Raw genomic sequence first — 14728 nt, 5'->3', positions numbered from 1 at the left:
AGGTGTTCCCGCGCGCTGCCAGGGCACTGGCGCACCTGCTGGCCGGTCTGGTGATCGGGCCCGCGTCGTTCGTGTGGGCGGTGGTGACCACGCTCGCCACCGGCCTGCTGTCGTTCACCTACCTCGGCCCGCCGGTGTTCCTGGTGGTGACGTGGGTGAGCAGGCGGATCGCCCGGCTGGAGCGGTGGCGGGCCGGGTGGGCGCTGGGCCGGGTGATCGAGTCGCCGTACGGGCCGGTGACCGGGACGAACCCGTGGACGTGCGGGCGTGCGGTGATCCGCGACCCGGCGACGTGGCGTGACCTGGCGTGGCTGCTGCTGGCGTTCCCGATCGGCGTGTCGACCGGCGTGGCGGGTGTGGTCGCCGGGGTGGTCGAGCTGGGCGTGGTCCTGGCGCCGGTGTGGCTGTGGGCGGTGCCGAACCCGCACCTGCCCCCGGTGGCGGACTGGCTGTTCAACACCGTGGGCGGCCGGTTCTGCCTGACCGCGTCGGGGCTCGTGGTGCTGTGGCCGGTGTCGTGGCTGGTGGCCAAGGTGTCGTGGGTGCAGGCGTCGATCGGGGTGCGGCTGCTGGAGGCCGGGCCTCGGGCGCGACTGCGGCAGCAGGTGCAGGCGCTGCGGACGACCCGGCTGCGGGTGGTGGACGCGCAGGCCGCCGAGTTGCAGCGGATCGAACGGGACCTGCACGACGGTGCCCAGGCACGGATCGTGGCGGCGGGCATGACGCTGGCGTTGGCCGACCGGAAGCTGCGGGCCGCCGGTCTGCTGGACGACCCGGCGCGGGCGGACGTGCTGACCGCGCGGCGGCAGTTGGACGACGCGCTCGCCGAGTTGCGCCGGTTGGTGCGCGGGATCTACCCACCGATCCTGACCGACCGCGGGCTGACCGCCGCGTTGACCGCGTTGGCGGGCGACGCGCCGCTCCCGGTCGTCGTGGAAGCACCCGCGGACCTGGGCCACCTGCCGCCCGCGGTGGAGTCGGCGGCGTACTTCGTGGTCGCGGAGGCGTTGGCGAACACGGTCAAGCACGCTTCAGCGGACGAGTGCACGATCGGGCTGCGCCGGTCGGACGGGGTGTTGACGCTGGTCGTGCGGGACGACGGGCGGGGCGGCGCGGACCCGGCCGGCTCCGGTCTGGACGGGTTGCGGCGTCGGGTGGAGGCGTTGGACGGCACGATGGAGGTCACCAGTCCACCGGGTGGGCCCACCACCGTTCTCGCGGAGTTCCCATGCGCATCGTGATCGCCGAAGACCTGCTCCTGCTCCGGGACGGCCTGGTGCGGATGCTGACCGACACCGGGCACACCGTCGTGGCGGCGGTGGACAACGCGCCGGACCTGGAACGGGCCGTGCTCGAACACCGCCCCGACCTGTCCATCGTGGACGTGCGGTTGCCGCCGGGTTTCCGGGACGAGGGACTGCGCGCCGCGCTGTCGGTGCGCAAGCAGGACCCGAAGGCACCGATCCTGATTTTGTCCCAGTACGTCGAGCGCACCTACGCCACCGAACTGCTGGCCGACGGCAACGGCGCCATCGGCTACCTCCTCAAGGACCGCGTGACCGCCCTGGACGAATTCCTGGACGCCCTGGAACGCGTGGCCGCCGGCGGCACCGCGATGGACCCGGAGGTGATCCGCCAACTGTTCGCCCGCAACACCCGCGACCACCGGATCACCACCCTGACCCCCCGCGAACGCGAGGTCCTCGCCCTGGTCGCCCAAGGTCTGTCGAACTCCGCCATCTGCGCCGAACTGGTCCTGGCCCCACCCTCCGTCGAGAAGCACATCAGCAACATCCTGAACAAGCTGAACCTCCCACCCGCCGACAACACCCACCGCCGCGTCCAAGCCGTCCTGGCCTACCTGAACCAGTGACGGCGGCCGGTGGCAGCCTGCGTTTCCCGGGGGAGCTCGGAGGCGTTTTCCTCCCGTGGTTGAACGGAGTCGCGTTCCTCCAACGCCTCATGCCGCACGCCAGCACTACCGGCGCGCCGGGCCGCACCGACGTCACCCCCACCACCTGCACCGTCACCTGCCCGACGCCGAACACCGCGTACCGCTTCACGGTCAAGGCCCGTGACGCCGCCGGGAACACCAGCCGGCGGAGTCGGCGAGTGCGGCTGTCGCGGGGGGGGGGGGGGGGGGCGCCCCCCCCCCCCCCCCCCCCCCCCCCCCCCCCCCCCCCGCCGGGGGGCCCCCCCCCCCCGCCGGGCGCGGGGGGGGGGGGGGCCCCGCCCCCCCCCCCCCGGGGGGGCCGCCCCCCCCCCGCCCCCCCCCGGGGGGGGGGGGGGGGGGGGGGGGGGGGGGGGGGGGGGGGGGGGCGCCCCCCCCCCCCCCCCCCCGCCACCGCCCCGCCGGATCAGGGCGCCGTGCAGGCTGAGCCGTTGAGGGTGAACCGGGTGGGTGAGGACTTGGTGCCGTTCCGGTCGGCGGTGACTCGGAACCCGCGGTCGTGCCCGGGGGTCAGGTGCGGGTCCAGCGCTGGTTGGTGCCGCCGTGGCAGTCCCAGATGATGACCTTCGTGCCGTTGGCGGTGGCGCCGCCGTTGACGTCCAGGCACCTGCCCGACGCCACCGCCGTCACGCTGCCGTCGGAGTTGAGGCGGAACTGCTGGTTGCCCTGGCCGTTGCAGTCCCACAACGTCACGGCGGTGCCGTTGGCCGTGCCCTGGTCGTAGACGTCCAGGCACTTCGCGCCGTCGTAGGCGCGCAGCTCACCGGCCGCGGTCGTGGTGAAGCGCTGGTTGGTCTGGCCGTTGCAGTCCCAGATCTGGGCGAGCGCGCCGTTGGTCGGTGTGCTGCCGGGGATGTCCAGGCAGCGACCGGAGTTCTGGCTCACCAGGGAGAACGACGTGGGCGCGGGGCCGCCACCACCGCTGACGACGTACACGGCGGTGCCGTGCGAGGGGACGCTGGCGGAGATGGTGCCGGACGTGGTGGTGGTGCCGTTGGTCCAGGCGTCGCGCAGCGTGAACGAGCTGCCGGACAGGCCGATCGCGCTCGCCGTGGTGGAGACGGTGGTCGTGCCGCCGCCCTGGTTGAACAGGGCGACCGCGACGTTGCCGTTGGCCAGCCGCTTGGCCAGGACGCGGCGGGTGCCGTCGTTGGAGATCTGCCGGGCCTGCAGGCCGAGGCTGTCCTGGTTGATGGCGATGAGGTTCGCGTTCTTCAGGATGGTGGTCGTGGCGGAGTTCATGTTGCGCAGGTCGTTGCCGGCGATGAGCGGTGACGCCATGATCGCCCACAGGGCGAAGTGGCTGCGCATCTCGGTGTCGGTCATGCCGCCGCGGCCGACCTCCATCATGTCCGGGTCGTTGAAACCGCCCGGTCCGGCGTAGGAGGCCAGCGGCACGGTGACGTTGACGATGTTCTGGATGCCCATCGGGTAGCCGTTGGTCTGCCCGGTGTCCCACTTGTTGGTGATGTCCTCGGTGGTGCGCCACATGTTGGCCACGTCGCTCCAGTTGCGGCGGGGACCGGTCTTGTCGTGGATGCTGTTGGAGTTGATGCTGTAGACGATCGGGCGCCCGGTGGCGCGCAGCGCGTCGCGCATCTTGGCGAAGGTGCGCACCTGGTCGTCGATCGTGCCGCTGGGGTGGCACCAGTCGTACTTGAGGAAGTCCACGCCCCACGCGGCGAACTGGCGGGCGTCCTGCTCCTCGTGGTTCAGGCTGCCGGTGGCGCCGGGGTAGGAGTCGAAGTACTGCGCGCACGTCTCGGCCAGCGGCGCCTGGTAGATGCCGAACTTGAGGCCCTTGCCGTGGATGTAGTCGCCCAGCGCCTTCATGCCGCTGGGGAACCGGCTCGGGTCGCCCTGGAGGTTGCCCGACGAGTCGCGGTTGGGGTTCATCCAGCAGTCGTCGACGACCACGTACTGGTAGCCGAGCTCACGCATCCCGGAGCCGGCCATGGTGTCGGCCATCTGCCGGATCAACGTCTCGTTGATGTTGCAGCCGAACGTGTTCCACGAGTTCCACCCCATCGGCGGGGTGCGCGCGACGCCGTTGTCCAACGCCTGGGCGGGCGGCGCGTGCAGTACCGCCGCCATCGCGGACAGCAGCAGGATGCCTGCTGCCAACAGCGTCGCCGCCCTGCGGGGACGGGGAAGTCGAGTTGCTGTCACCCTGATCTCACTCCTCGGTTGCTCCGGGATTCCGGGCTCGACAGGTCTGCCGGCGGGCTGTGACGTGGCGGATTCCGTCAGCGGCGCAGGCTCGGGGAGACAGTGTCGCATTCGTTGTTCACGTTCACAAGACAGCTCCGATGAAAAGCGGTGTTCGGCAATCCAGGTGAATCGCCATTTGAGACGGAGCTCTCGGTTAACGCTTTAACATGGCCTCTAGCTGCGACTACGTGATTCTCCGGTTAATTTGTTCGACGACAATTCGACGACATCGGGCATAGGTGAACGCTAACAACATCGCTTGGTTGGTGCGTTGACTGCCGGTCCTCTGCGTGGCTACATTGGCTCGCAAGTCACGGCCCCGCGATCCGGTACGGCACTCGCGGCGACTCCGAACCACGCGCACAACGGCACGACCGCGTCCACCACACCTCGCAGCCGGTCATCGCACGGTGGCCGGAACGCCGCCGCGCCAAGCGACGACACGCTTGAGGGCGGTGGTGACGGCGGTGGTCCACCCGGGAGCCACAGATGAGACGAATGCTCACCACCCTGTTGACGATGGCGTCACTGCTGTCGCTCGCCCTCGGTGCCGCGCTGGTGTCGGCAGGGCCCGCGGCGGCCGCCACGCTGACCCGCGTCACCGACTTCGGCGCCAACCCCACGAACCTGGGCATGTACGTCTACGTGCCCGACAACGTCGCACCTCGGCCCGCCCTGCTGGTCCTGGTGCACTACTGCGGCGGGTCGGCCGGCGCGATCTTCAACGGCAACGGCCGCGACTTCGCCACCGCCGCCGACCGGTTCGGCTACGTCGTCGTGGTGCCCGAAGCGACCCGTGAGGGGCGCTGCTTCGACGTGTCCACCCGCGCCGGGCTGACCCGCAACGGAGGCAGCGACTCCACGGGCATCATGTCCATGGTCGGCTGGGCCCGCCAGCGCTACAACGCCGACCCGGCCCGCATCGTCGTCAGCGGGTTCTCGTCCGGGGCCATGATGACCAACGTGCTGGCGGCCCAGTACCCGGACGTCTTCGCCGCGGCCTCGGCCTTCTCCGGTGTGCCCGCCGGGTGCTTCGCCACCACCAACGGCTCGCTGTGGAACAGCCAGTGCTCCGGCGGGAACATCGTCAAGACCCCGCAGGAGTGGGGCGACCTGGCCCGGTCCATGTACCCCGGCTACACCGGCTCCTACCCGCGGATGCAGCTGTGGCACGGCGACCAGGACACCACCCTGGCGTACCGCAACTTCGGCGAGGAGATCAAGCAGTGGACCAACCTCCACGGCTTGAGCCAGACCCCCTCCTCCACCGACCGCCCGCAGACGAGCTGGACGCGGACCCGCTACGGCGACACCGGCACCAGGGCCACGGTGGAAGGCATCAGCATCGCGGGCACCGGGCACACCCTCCCGCAGGCGGGGATGCTCGCGTACGCCATCTCGTTCCTCGGTCTCGACAGCGGCGGCGGCACCGCAGGCCCGTTGCGATCGGTGGGCGCGGGGAAGTGCCTGGACGTGCCGAACCAGTCCACCACCGCCGGCACCCGGCTCCAGGTGTGGGACTGCTGGAACGGGCCCAACCAGCAGTGGACGTCCACCGCGACGCAGGAGCTGTCCGTCTACGGCGCCGACTCACGACGGTGCCTCGACGCCGAGAACGCCGGCACGACCGCCGGCACCCTGGTGATCATCTGGACCTGCCACGGCGGCACCAACCAGAAGTGGCGGCTCAACGCCGACGGCTCGATCACCGGCGTGCAGTCGGGGTTGTGCCTCGAAGTCGCCGGCGGCTCGACCGCCAACGGCACGCCCGCGCGGCTGTGGACCTGCAACGGACAGGCCAACCAGCGATGGGCCCGCGCATGACGCGGTCCGGCACAACGACGGAGCGCGGTACCGACACCGCGGAAGGCGAGCCGAGATGGTGACCCCCTGGTCGCACCAGTGAGGTGAAGGACGACCGCTTGCTCGGGGGCTGACGCGCGGGAACGCGTAGCCGTGGCGGCGGGTGGCCGTCCTGTGGGGGTGCTACATCTCGTCTCAGGCCAGGGTGACGGTAGTGGACATGATCATGTCCTGCTTCCCCTGTCCGACGCGGACCACCGCCAGCAGGTAGACCGCACCGTTGATTTTCACGTAGTCACCGTGTTTCAGATCGCCCTTCTTGGCGGCGTTGAACACTTCCACCGGCGCCGGAACGGGTGTATTCGCCGGAACTTTGCCATCTGACTTCCACCGTCGTTTCGTTGTGATCTCCATGACGGCGTCGGGCGGCGTCGTTGGCGCTGAGGCGGACGGCGTCTGCGGCGCTGGTTCGAGGGTCGGCTGCGGGGGCGGGTGAGGCTGGATACCCAACAATTCAGCGATCTCCGCCAATTCTGTGCCGAGGAAGGCGTGAGCACTGGAGCTGTCTGGCGCAATTGTCTTGATAACCCCTGAGCTCGTCTTGTCCTCGGCTTCTCTGATGGAAGCGATGAAGAAGACCGTGTGGCCGCCGGCTTCACGGTTCCCCAACTTCACCTTGAGGCCGCTCCAGGGCTTGGCAGACTCCGCGGAACTGAGTTCCATCAACTCGGTGAGGCATATTTCAGTGATGTCGCGAAGCGTCGCGGCCATTGCGGCCACCACCGTGTCGAAATCGGTGCCCGGTGGCCAGAAGTTATTGACCGCCTTGACCTGGCTGAAGTCGAAGTGTCTGTAGGTGTGGCGTTGGCAGATGTGATGTACTGTGGCCTCGTCGAAAGTCAGTGTAAGCGACAATCCGCTTTTTGATCTGACCGTCTCTTCAGCGATAACCCTATTGCTCGCCAGGTACCCGCGGATATCCGATGCAATGGCGCGTTCGCTCTCGAAGATCTTTGCGCCACCTTCGACCTTGGGGAACCAGCGTAGTGCTTTGCGCTGGTGTTGCTTATTTTGCTCGTCGTAGATCCACTGCTCTTCTTTCGGGTTGCTCAGCGTGCCGTCGGCCTCCGTCGCCGCGTGTTGTGCCGCACGCAGATGGTCGGCCATCGTCCGCCAAACCGCGTCGCCGACGACGCTCTTGCGCCTCTTCCTCGCCTTGGTGTAGACGTCGTCAAGCTTCTTCAGATGAGCGGACACCCGGTCCAGCCGTCGGCGGTCAGGCCGGTCCGGATCCGGCTCGGTGTCGGCGTCGAAACCCATGCCCGGGTCGCCGACCGGACTTGGCGGTCCCACCGAAAGGTTGACCGCCAGGTTCCAGAGCAGTTTGAAGGGGTTGCCTTCCGCCGCCCTGACGACCTCGGCGCCTGCGACCTCGCAGCACACCTCCCAGAACTCACGTGCACCGGCACGCCCTTTTTCCCGGCCTGAGCGTGCCAGGAACGTACAAGTGCCATGCCATCGTCATCAATGATTCCACTCAGGGTCTCCTTGGAGATCTTGTGGTGCAGCGCACCCTCTCCCCAGGTGCCCGGAAGCACCATTCTCTGCTTCTGTTTGGTGATCGGTTCGACCGCCCAGTTCTCCTTGCTGGGCATGACCCTGCCGCTCTTCGGTTGCGGGTAACGCTGGACGCGAAGGTCGGCCAGTGTCGGCACCTCTGAATCATTGTCTGTCGTGGTTGGCCCGTTGCGTACGGCTCGGTGATCTGGCTGCCGCTCCGCAGCCGGCAGGGCGGCGAGATGGCTCGAAACGGCTCGGTTTCCGGCACTGCGTTGCAGTGCGACGACCGTCTTTCGGCCCAGGTGCCGAATCCGCGTGGCCGAAACTGGGGGACCGGGTTCTTCTCGAGCGCTATCTTTCCGGTCACGCACCGTGAACTCAGCGGGTCGATCGATGTCCTGGGGGAGTCGGTCCACCTTGTCATGCTCGACCGCCGACTGTCCGGCCGGCTCGGCCGATCGGCCGGCGATGAGGGCAGAGGTGATAGCACGACAGGCCGAACTTCTCCTCATCGTGCTCGTCGCCGTCGCGCGACCGCGTCCCGAGTGGTTCGCGCCCAGGCAGTCACCCGCAGGGGTGTCCGCGTGTCGCGCAAGCGGGTCGAGCGACTGATGCGGCAGGCCGGTCCGCAGAGCGCCTTCCTGCGCAAACAGTGGCGCACACCGTCACTCGGCCCGGCGCAGGGAGGCCGCCGTGTCCGCCGGTACGCCGGAACGGACCTCGTCGTCCAGCCGTCCGTCGCGGGCCACGAGAATCACGGTGCCGGACGTGGCCGGGGCCTCCGGTGACGCGGTCAGGGCCCGCACGAGCTGGGCGTCGGTGCCGGGCAGGCTCACGTCGTTGTCCGTCGGTGTGCCGATCACCCGTGAGGCCGTCATCAGCGCCGGCACCAGCGGCACCCGCGCGCCGATCACGACGAACCGGTGCCGTGCGCACACCCGGCTCAGCACCGCGACGGCGACGTTCGAAGATCAGTGATCTTTGCCGCCGCGCGTGGCACCGGCGTGGCGCGACCCTGGTCGGCTCCGCCGGTGCGCTGCCTGGATCGGGCGTTCAGTCGGACGGACCTCGGCCCGGGGAAGGGGAGGCCAGGCGGGTGAGCAGTTCGGTCAGCAGCAGTCGTTCGCCCGGTGACAGGGGCGACTCGCGGTTGCCGCCCAGGGTCGCCAGCAGCGCCCGTGCCGTGTCGGGCAGGGCCTCGGTCCCCTGTCCGGTCGGGTGTTCCGGCTTGACGACGGCGGCGAGCACGGCGTCACGGACGCGGTGGGACAGGCCGGCGTGGGCCGGCGCGTCCGGGTCGGCGACGAGCGTCAACGTCGTGCCGACGCACGCGGAGTGGATGGTGGGCACGGCTTCCTCGGGCGTGACCAGCAGCCGACCCCGTTCGGCGAGGCGGACCAGCATGTCGTGCAGCACCCGCAACCCCTCCCGTGCCGAGGGGTGCTCGTGCGCCCTGGTGCCGCCGTACATCAGCACGTAGAACGCCGGGTTCGTCAGGCCGAACCGGACGTGGCTGTCCCACCCGGCCTTCAGGTCCTCGAACGGGTCCTCGGACGGCCCGCGGCCGTGCTTCTCGGCCAGGTAGCGGGCGAAGCCCTCCGCGGCGACCGCTTCGAGGAGACCTCGTTTGTCGCCGAAGTGGTGGTACAGCGTCGGCGCGGTGATCCCGGCGGCCTGGCACACGTCGCGGATGGACACGGCCTCGATGTCGACGTCCCGGAGCAGGTCCGCGGTCACGTCGAGGATGTGCTGTCGCGTCGATCCGACCATGTAACGATGCTATACGTCAAGGGTTGTCATCGTTACACCCGGACCGGTATACCTGACTCTGTTACACGCGATGCTATAGCGCGTTATATTCCGAGTCGAGGAGGATGCGGTGCCTGAGCCACCTCGCCCCGCACGGGCGCACACACGTCGAACGGTGCTGAAGTCCACCGCGGTCACGGCGGCGAGCACCGCATTCCTGCCCGCGGCGCACGCCGAGGCCGGCGCGCCGAACACGATCGGGCCGAGCGCGATCGCGCCGGGGGAGAGCGCGGAGATCACCCTGTCGGTCAACGGCCGCGACCGGGTCCTGACCGTGGAGCCGAGGGTGACGCTGCTGGACGCGTTGCGCGAGCGGCTGGGGCTGACCGGCACCAAGAAGGGGTGCGACCGGGGGGAGTGCGGCGCCTGCACGGTCCTGGTCGACGGCGAGCGGGTCAAGTCGTGCCTGACGTTGGCGGTGATGAGGCAGGGCAGCGACATCACCACGGTTGAAGGACTGGGCGACGGCGACCGGCTGCACCCGGTCCAGGAGGCGTTCATCCGCCACGACGCCTTCCAGTGCGGCGCCTGCACGTCCGGGCAGGTCATGTCCGCCGTCGCGTGCATCCGGGAGGGGCACGCCGGGTCGGCGGCGGAGATCCGCGAGTGGATGAGCGGCAACCTCTGCCGCTGCGCCTGCTACCAGAACATCGTGGCGGCGGTCGCCGACGCGGCCCGGGAGGTGCGCCGATGAGGGCGTTCGGCTACCTCCCGGTCCGGGACCCGGCGGAGGCGGTGCGCGTGGCGCGGCAGACGCCCGGCGCCGCGTTCATCGCGGGCGGCACGGACCTGCTGAACCTCATGCGGGACGGCGCCCAGCGGCACGAGCACCTCGTCGACATCAACCGGCTCGACCTGGCGTCGATCACCGACTCGGCCAACGGCCTGCGCGTCGGCGGTCTCGCGCGGATGCGGCAGGTCGCCGAGCACCGGTCCGTCCGCGAGAGCTTCCCCGTGCTGGCCGAGGCGCTGGAGGCGTCCGCGTCACCGCAGGTGCGCAACATGGCCACGATCGGGGGGAACCTGCTGCAACGCACCCGGTGCGGCTACTTCCGGGACGCGGCCTCGGCGTGCAACAAGCGCGTGCCGGGCAGCGGGTGCCCCGCGCTGGCGGGCTGGAACCGCGGCCACGCCGTGCTCGGCGGCAGCGAGCACTGCATCGCCACCCACCCCTCGGACCTCGCGGTCGCCCTGCTCGCCCTCGACGCGGTCGTGCACCTGCTCGGGCCGGACGGCGCGCGGCAGGTCCCGGCGGGCGGGTTCCACCTGCGGCCGGGGGAGTCGCCGCACGTCGACACCGTGCTGCGGCCCGCGGAACTGATCACCGCGATCGAGGTGCCACGCGGCCCGGCGGCGGTCCGGTCGCGCTACCTGAAGTTGCGCGACCGCGCCACGTTCGAGTTCGCCGTCGTCTCGATCGCGGCCGTCCTGGAGCTGCGCGGCGGCCGGGTGCGCGACGTGCGGCTCGCGTTCGGCGGGATCGGGACGATCCCGTGGCGCTCGCCGGAGGCCGAGGCGGTCCTGCGGGGCGCGCCGTTGACGGTGGAGGCGATCGAGCGGGCCGGGCGCGCGCTGGTGCGCGACGCCGTGCCGCGACAGCACAACGGGTTCAAGGTCGAGCTGGTGCAACGCGCGCTGGTGGAGCTGCTCAGCGGGTTGGGAGGTCTGCGGTGAACGACGGACTCGTGGGACGCCCGGTGGCGCGCGTCGACGGCCGCGCCAAGGTCACCGGCGCCGCCCGATACCCGGCGGACGACCCGGTGCCCGGTGCGCTGCACGGGTTCCTGGTGACCAGCACGGTGGCACGCGGCGAAGTGGTGCGCATCGACCCGTCGCAGAGCTTGGCGCACCCCGGCGTGGTCGCGGTGTACACGCACGCCGACCTGCCGCGCCTGACCGTGCCGACGTTCCCGTACATCAAGGGGTTCATCCCCCTGCAGGGCACCGCGGTGCACCACGCCGGGCAACCCGTGGCGATCGTCCTGGCCACAACGCTGGAGCAGGCGCGGGAAGCCGCGAACCTGGTGCGCGTCGACTACCGCGCCGAACCGCCGACGGCGTCGATGGACGACGCGACCGAGCCGCCCCACCTGCCGCTCCCGTTCCGGGGTCGGCCCAACGAAATCACCCGCGGCGACGCCGCGGCGGCGTTGGCGGCGGCGGAGGTCCGGCTGGAGGCCCGCTACTCCAGCCCGACGCGCCACCACAACCCGATCGAGCCGCACGCCACCACGGCGCAGTGGGACGGCGACCGCCTGACGGTGCACGAGACCGCCCAGGGGGTCAACCTCACCAGGTCGGTCCTGTCCACCGCGTTCGGCCTGCCGCCGGACCGCATCCGCGTGCTCGCGCCGTTCCTGGGCGGTGGTTTCGGCGCGAAGGGACCGGTCTGGCCGCACACCATCCTCACCGTCGCCGCCGCGTGGCTGGCCCGGCGACCGGTCCGCCTGGTGCTCACCCGCGCCCAGATGTTCACCCTGACCGGCCACCGGGCCGAGTTCCGCCAGCACCTGCGGATCGGCGCCACCCGTCAGGGCAAGCTCACCGCCCTGGTCGAGACGACCGCCGCGCAGCTGAGCCGCACCGAGGAGTCGATCTTCAACGAGAGCGACTCGTCCAGCACCCTCTACGACTGCCCGAACGTCCACATCAGACAGGAGGGCGTGCCGCTCGACCTCGCCTCGTCCAGCTACATGCGCTCACCCGAGACCACCGCCCACTTCGGCCTGGAGACCGCACTGGACGAGCTCGCCTGGCAGGTGGGCGTGGATCCGGTGGAGCTGCGGCGGCGCAACCACACGGCGGTCAACCAGGAGACCGGCTCGCCGATCGCGGGCAAGCGCCTGCTCGACTGCTACCGGATCGCGGCGGAGGCGTTCGGCTGGTCCCGGCGCGCACCCCGGCCGCGCGCCACCAAGGACGGCGACGAGCACGTCGGCTGGGGCATGGCCACCGAGGCGCACACCTTCGCCGCCGCACCGGCCGACCCGCCGGTCACCGCCTCGGTCACGGTCGGCGCCGACGGCCGGGCGGTGGTCCGCATCGCCACCCAGGACATCGGCACCGGCACGTACACGGTGATCGGCCAGGTCGTCGCCGACGCGATGGGCGTGCCGCTCGACGCCGTCAACGCCGTGATCGGCGACAGCGCGCTGCCGTACGCGGGCGTGTCGGCGGGCTCGGCGACGATCGCGAGCGTCACCGGACCGGTGGACCGCGCCGCCCGTGCCGCGCGGGACGCGGTGGTGGCCCTGGCGGTGGCCGACCCGCGGTCGCCGCTGGCCGGACTCCCGGCGGACGAGGTGGTGACCGCGCACGGCCACCTGTTCCACGTGCGCGACCGCGCACGGCGCGACAGCTACCGCGCCGTCATCGGCAGGCACGGCGCACCGGTGGAGACGACGGGCAGGCTGCAGAACACACCCGGCCACTCCTACGGCGCGGTCTTCGTCGAGGTGCGGGTGCACGCCAGGCTGGGTTCGGTGCGCGTCACCCGCGTGGTGACCGCGCACGACATGGGTCGGGTGATGAACCGCCGCACCGCCCGCGGCCAGGTGCTCGGCGGCGTGACGTGGGGCATCGGGCACGCGCTGATGGAGCACACCGTCCACGACCGGCACACCGCCCGGGTGGTCAACCCGAACCTGTCCGGCTACCTCGTGCCGGTGTGCGCGGACGCCCCGGCCGTGGAGAGCCACTTCGTCGACCACCCCGACCCCGGCAGCACCGCCCTGGGCGCACGCGGGTTCGGCGAGACCCCGATCACCGGGGTGCCCGCCGCCATCGGCAACGCCGTCTACCACGCCACCGGCCGACGGGTGCGGGACCTGCCCATCACGCGGGACAAGCTGCTGTAGAGAGGAGGCCGCGGCACTGGAACCGGTCGAGAGCCTGACGGCGTGGCGACCCAATCAGCACCGTCCGGAGTGGCCTGGTGAATGGCTACCAGAGCGAGGGCGGCTGACTGGGCGTGTGGCCCTGTGTCCGATGACAGGCAGGAGCAGCAGTCAGGTTTTCCGAACGCCGAGGTCATCGGACTGGTGCGGCGTGAGCGCGGTGTGGTGCTGACGTTAGCCCGGAGGTTCGTGTCCCTCATCGGACCACGCCGAGAACGGTCGCCGTTCTCCGTGCTGCTCGCCGTCCTGGTGCTTCGCGTGCTGGCGCAGGGCAGGTCGGAGATCCGGGGACGCGTGTCCCCGGAGGGATGGGCGAGTTCAGGCGGTGGAAGCAGGTCCGCGGAGTGGGTCCCACCACCGGCGAAACCGGCGATCTCGGTGGCCGACGTCCCGGGGAACGCAACCGCCCTCGCCGGTCATGCGCGTGGTGGCCAGGTGGGCGGCCGGTAAATCGCCTGCCCCGCGAGGCGGGCCTGGGTATGGTCCGGGCCGTGACCGACGAGTGGCTGGACGTCAACCGGGCGAACTGGGAGGACCGGGTGCGTGTGCACGCGGTCAGCGAGTTCTACGACTTGGACGGCGTGCGGGCGGGTTCCTCGACGCTGCGCCCGTTCGAGGTGGCGGAGGTCGGTGATGTCACCGGCCGCACCATGGTGCACCTCCAGTGCCACATGGGGGCGGACACCCTGTCGTGGGCGCGCCGGGGCGCGCGGGTCACCGGTCTGGACTTCTCTCCCGCAGCCGTCGAGACGGCGCGGGCGCTGGCCGTGGACACCGGCCTGGCCGATCGCGCCCGGTTCGTCGTGTCGGACGTCTACTCCGCGCGCGAAACCCTGCCTGATGAGCGCTTCGACGTCGTCTACACCGGCATCGGCGCCCTGGTGTGGCTGCCCGACCTCACGCGGTGGGCCCGGGTCGTGGCCGACCTGCTGGTGGACGGCGGGTTCCTCTACCTGGCCGAGTTCCACCCGCTGGCCGAGCTGCTCGGCGAGGACGGCCGCACGCTGCACCACGACTACTTCGACACCGAAGGCCGGACGTGGGACGAGCCGCACACCTACACCGACGGCCCCCGGCTGACCAGCACCCGCTCCGTGCAGTGGCAGCACCCGCTGGGTGAGGTCGTCACCGCGCTCGCCGAAGCGGGCTTGCGCCTGGACTTCCTGCGCGAGCACGAGCACACGCTGTTCCGGCGCTACCCCGTGCTGGAACCGACCGGCACCGGCGAGTACCGGTTCCCGGTCGGCCACCCGCGCCTGCCGCAGATGTACTCCCTGCGCGCGACGAAGCCCGCCGCGGCGCGCTGACCGGGGGAGGCGGAGGGTTCGGTACTCGCCGTCGTCGGTGAACGTCTCGACCAACCACTGGTTGTACGACAGCTTGTCGCGCCCCTCGCCGGCGGTCTCGTGGTTGTAGACGTCCCAGTACCTCGCGCGCGGCAAGATCGCGAACGGGGTCGAGGTCACGTTGCGGCCGGCGGGCCGTCGCACGATCGACG

The 14728-nt window shown here is 70.8% G+C and carries 11 protein-coding genes; 7 read left to right on the top strand and 4 right to left on the bottom strand.

Features of this window, described 5'->3' with window-relative positions; all coding sequences use genetic code 11:
- Window positions 1-2 precede the first annotated feature (2 nt).
- Together ACIQMJ_RS08755 and ACIQMJ_RS08750 are read left to right on the top strand one after the other, a co-directional pair.
- On the top strand, window positions 3-1241 hold the full coding sequence (locus ACIQMJ_RS08755) for a sensor histidine kinase (protein ID WP_499760345.1): 1239 nt from the start codon (window positions 3-5) through the stop codon (window positions 1239-1241).
- Window positions 1229-1873, top strand: coding sequence for a LuxR C-terminal-related transcriptional regulator (locus ACIQMJ_RS08750; protein WP_499760344.1), 645 nt, complete (start codon window positions 1229-1231; stop codon window positions 1871-1873). The genes ACIQMJ_RS08755 and ACIQMJ_RS08750 overlap by 13 nt, the downstream gene beginning before the upstream one ends.
- A gap of 588 nt (window positions 1874-2461) precedes the next feature.
- On the opposite strand, the gene ACIQMJ_RS08745 is transcribed toward ACIQMJ_RS08750, so the two are convergent.
- Window positions 2462-4075: a glycoside hydrolase family 27 protein gene (locus ACIQMJ_RS08745; protein WP_499760343.1), complete on the bottom strand. Its 1614-nt coding sequence runs from the start codon at window positions 4073-4075 to the stop codon at window positions 2462-2464.
- 576 nt (window positions 4076-4651) lie between these two features.
- Between ACIQMJ_RS08745 and ACIQMJ_RS08740 the strand changes: the two genes are divergently transcribed.
- Window positions 4652-5986 carry an extracellular catalytic domain type 1 short-chain-length polyhydroxyalkanoate depolymerase gene (locus ACIQMJ_RS08740; protein WP_499760342.1) on the top strand — a complete coding sequence of 445 codons (1335 nt, stop codon included), beginning with the start codon at window positions 4652-4654 and terminating at the stop codon, window positions 5984-5986.
- 174 nt (window positions 5987-6160) lie between these two features.
- Here ACIQMJ_RS08740 and ACIQMJ_RS08735 read toward each other — a convergent pair whose 3' ends face one another.
- The 3 genes from ACIQMJ_RS08735 to ACIQMJ_RS08725 all read right to left on the bottom strand — a co-directional run bounded on the left by ACIQMJ_RS08735 (window position 6161) and on the right by ACIQMJ_RS08725 (window position 9295).
- Window positions 6161-7408, bottom strand: coding sequence for a hypothetical protein (locus ACIQMJ_RS08735; RefSeq protein ID WP_499760341.1), 1248 nt, complete (start codon window positions 7406-7408; stop codon window positions 6161-6163).
- Window positions 7409-8190: 782 nt separating this feature from the next.
- A complete protein-coding gene (locus ACIQMJ_RS08730) occupies window positions 8191-8463 on the bottom strand; it encodes a hypothetical protein (protein ID WP_499760340.1) in 273 nt (90 codons plus the stop codon).
- A gap of 115 nt (window positions 8464-8578) precedes the next feature.
- A complete protein-coding gene (locus ACIQMJ_RS08725; protein WP_499760339.1) occupies window positions 8579-9295 on the bottom strand; it encodes a TetR/AcrR family transcriptional regulator in 717 nt (238 codons plus the stop codon).
- 250 nt (window positions 9296-9545) lie between these two features.
- On the opposite strand from ACIQMJ_RS08725, the gene ACIQMJ_RS08720 reads away from it, so the two are divergent.
- The 4 genes from ACIQMJ_RS08720 to ACIQMJ_RS08705 all read left to right on the top strand — a co-directional run bounded on the left by ACIQMJ_RS08720 (window position 9546) and on the right by ACIQMJ_RS08705 (window position 14537).
- The gene (locus ACIQMJ_RS08720; RefSeq protein WP_499761050.1) at window positions 9546-10028 is read left to right on the top strand and encodes a (2Fe-2S)-binding protein; all 483 of its coding nucleotides are present in this window, start codon (window positions 9546-9548) and stop codon (window positions 10026-10028) included.
- A complete protein-coding gene (locus ACIQMJ_RS08715) occupies window positions 10025-11008 on the top strand; it encodes an FAD binding domain-containing protein (RefSeq protein ID WP_499760338.1) in 984 nt (327 codons plus the stop codon). Before ACIQMJ_RS08720 ends, ACIQMJ_RS08715 begins: the two co-directional genes overlap by 4 nt.
- Window positions 11005-13191, top strand: coding sequence for a xanthine dehydrogenase family protein molybdopterin-binding subunit (locus ACIQMJ_RS08710; RefSeq protein ID WP_499760337.1), 2187 nt, complete (start codon window positions 11005-11007; stop codon window positions 13189-13191). Before ACIQMJ_RS08715 ends, ACIQMJ_RS08710 begins: the two co-directional genes overlap by 4 nt.
- Before the next feature lie 530 nt (window positions 13192-13721).
- Entirely contained in the window at window positions 13722-14537 is an 816-nt protein-coding gene (locus ACIQMJ_RS08705) for a class I SAM-dependent methyltransferase (protein ID WP_499760336.1), read from the top strand.
- Window positions 14538-14728: the final 191 nt, after the last annotated feature.

It is taken from the genome of Actinosynnema sp. NPDC091369 (assembly GCF_044757065.1).
In the GTDB taxonomy this organism is placed as follows: domain Bacteria; phylum Actinomycetota; class Actinomycetes; order Mycobacteriales; family Pseudonocardiaceae; genus Actinosynnema.
Note: the sequence above shows the minus strand (reverse complement) of the source record. Positions and strands in the feature narration are given on the sequence as shown.

Bases quoted from the DNA above. Each gene is read 5' to 3' on its own strand.
- ACIQMJ_RS08725 (WP_499760339.1), bottom strand. From the start codon at position 9,295: ATGGTCGGATCGACGCGACAGCACATCCTCGACGTGACCGCGGACCTG.
- ACIQMJ_RS08740 (WP_499760342.1), top strand. From the start codon at position 4,652: ATGAGACGAATGCTCACCACCCTGTTGACGATGGCGTCACTGCTGTCG.
- ACIQMJ_RS08750 (WP_499760344.1), top strand. From the start codon at position 1,229: ATGCGCATCGTGATCGCCGAAGACCTGCTCCTGCTCCGGGACGGCCTG.
- ACIQMJ_RS08715 (WP_499760338.1), top strand. From the start codon at position 10,025: ATGAGGGCGTTCGGCTACCTCCCGGTCCGGGACCCGGCGGAGGCGGTG.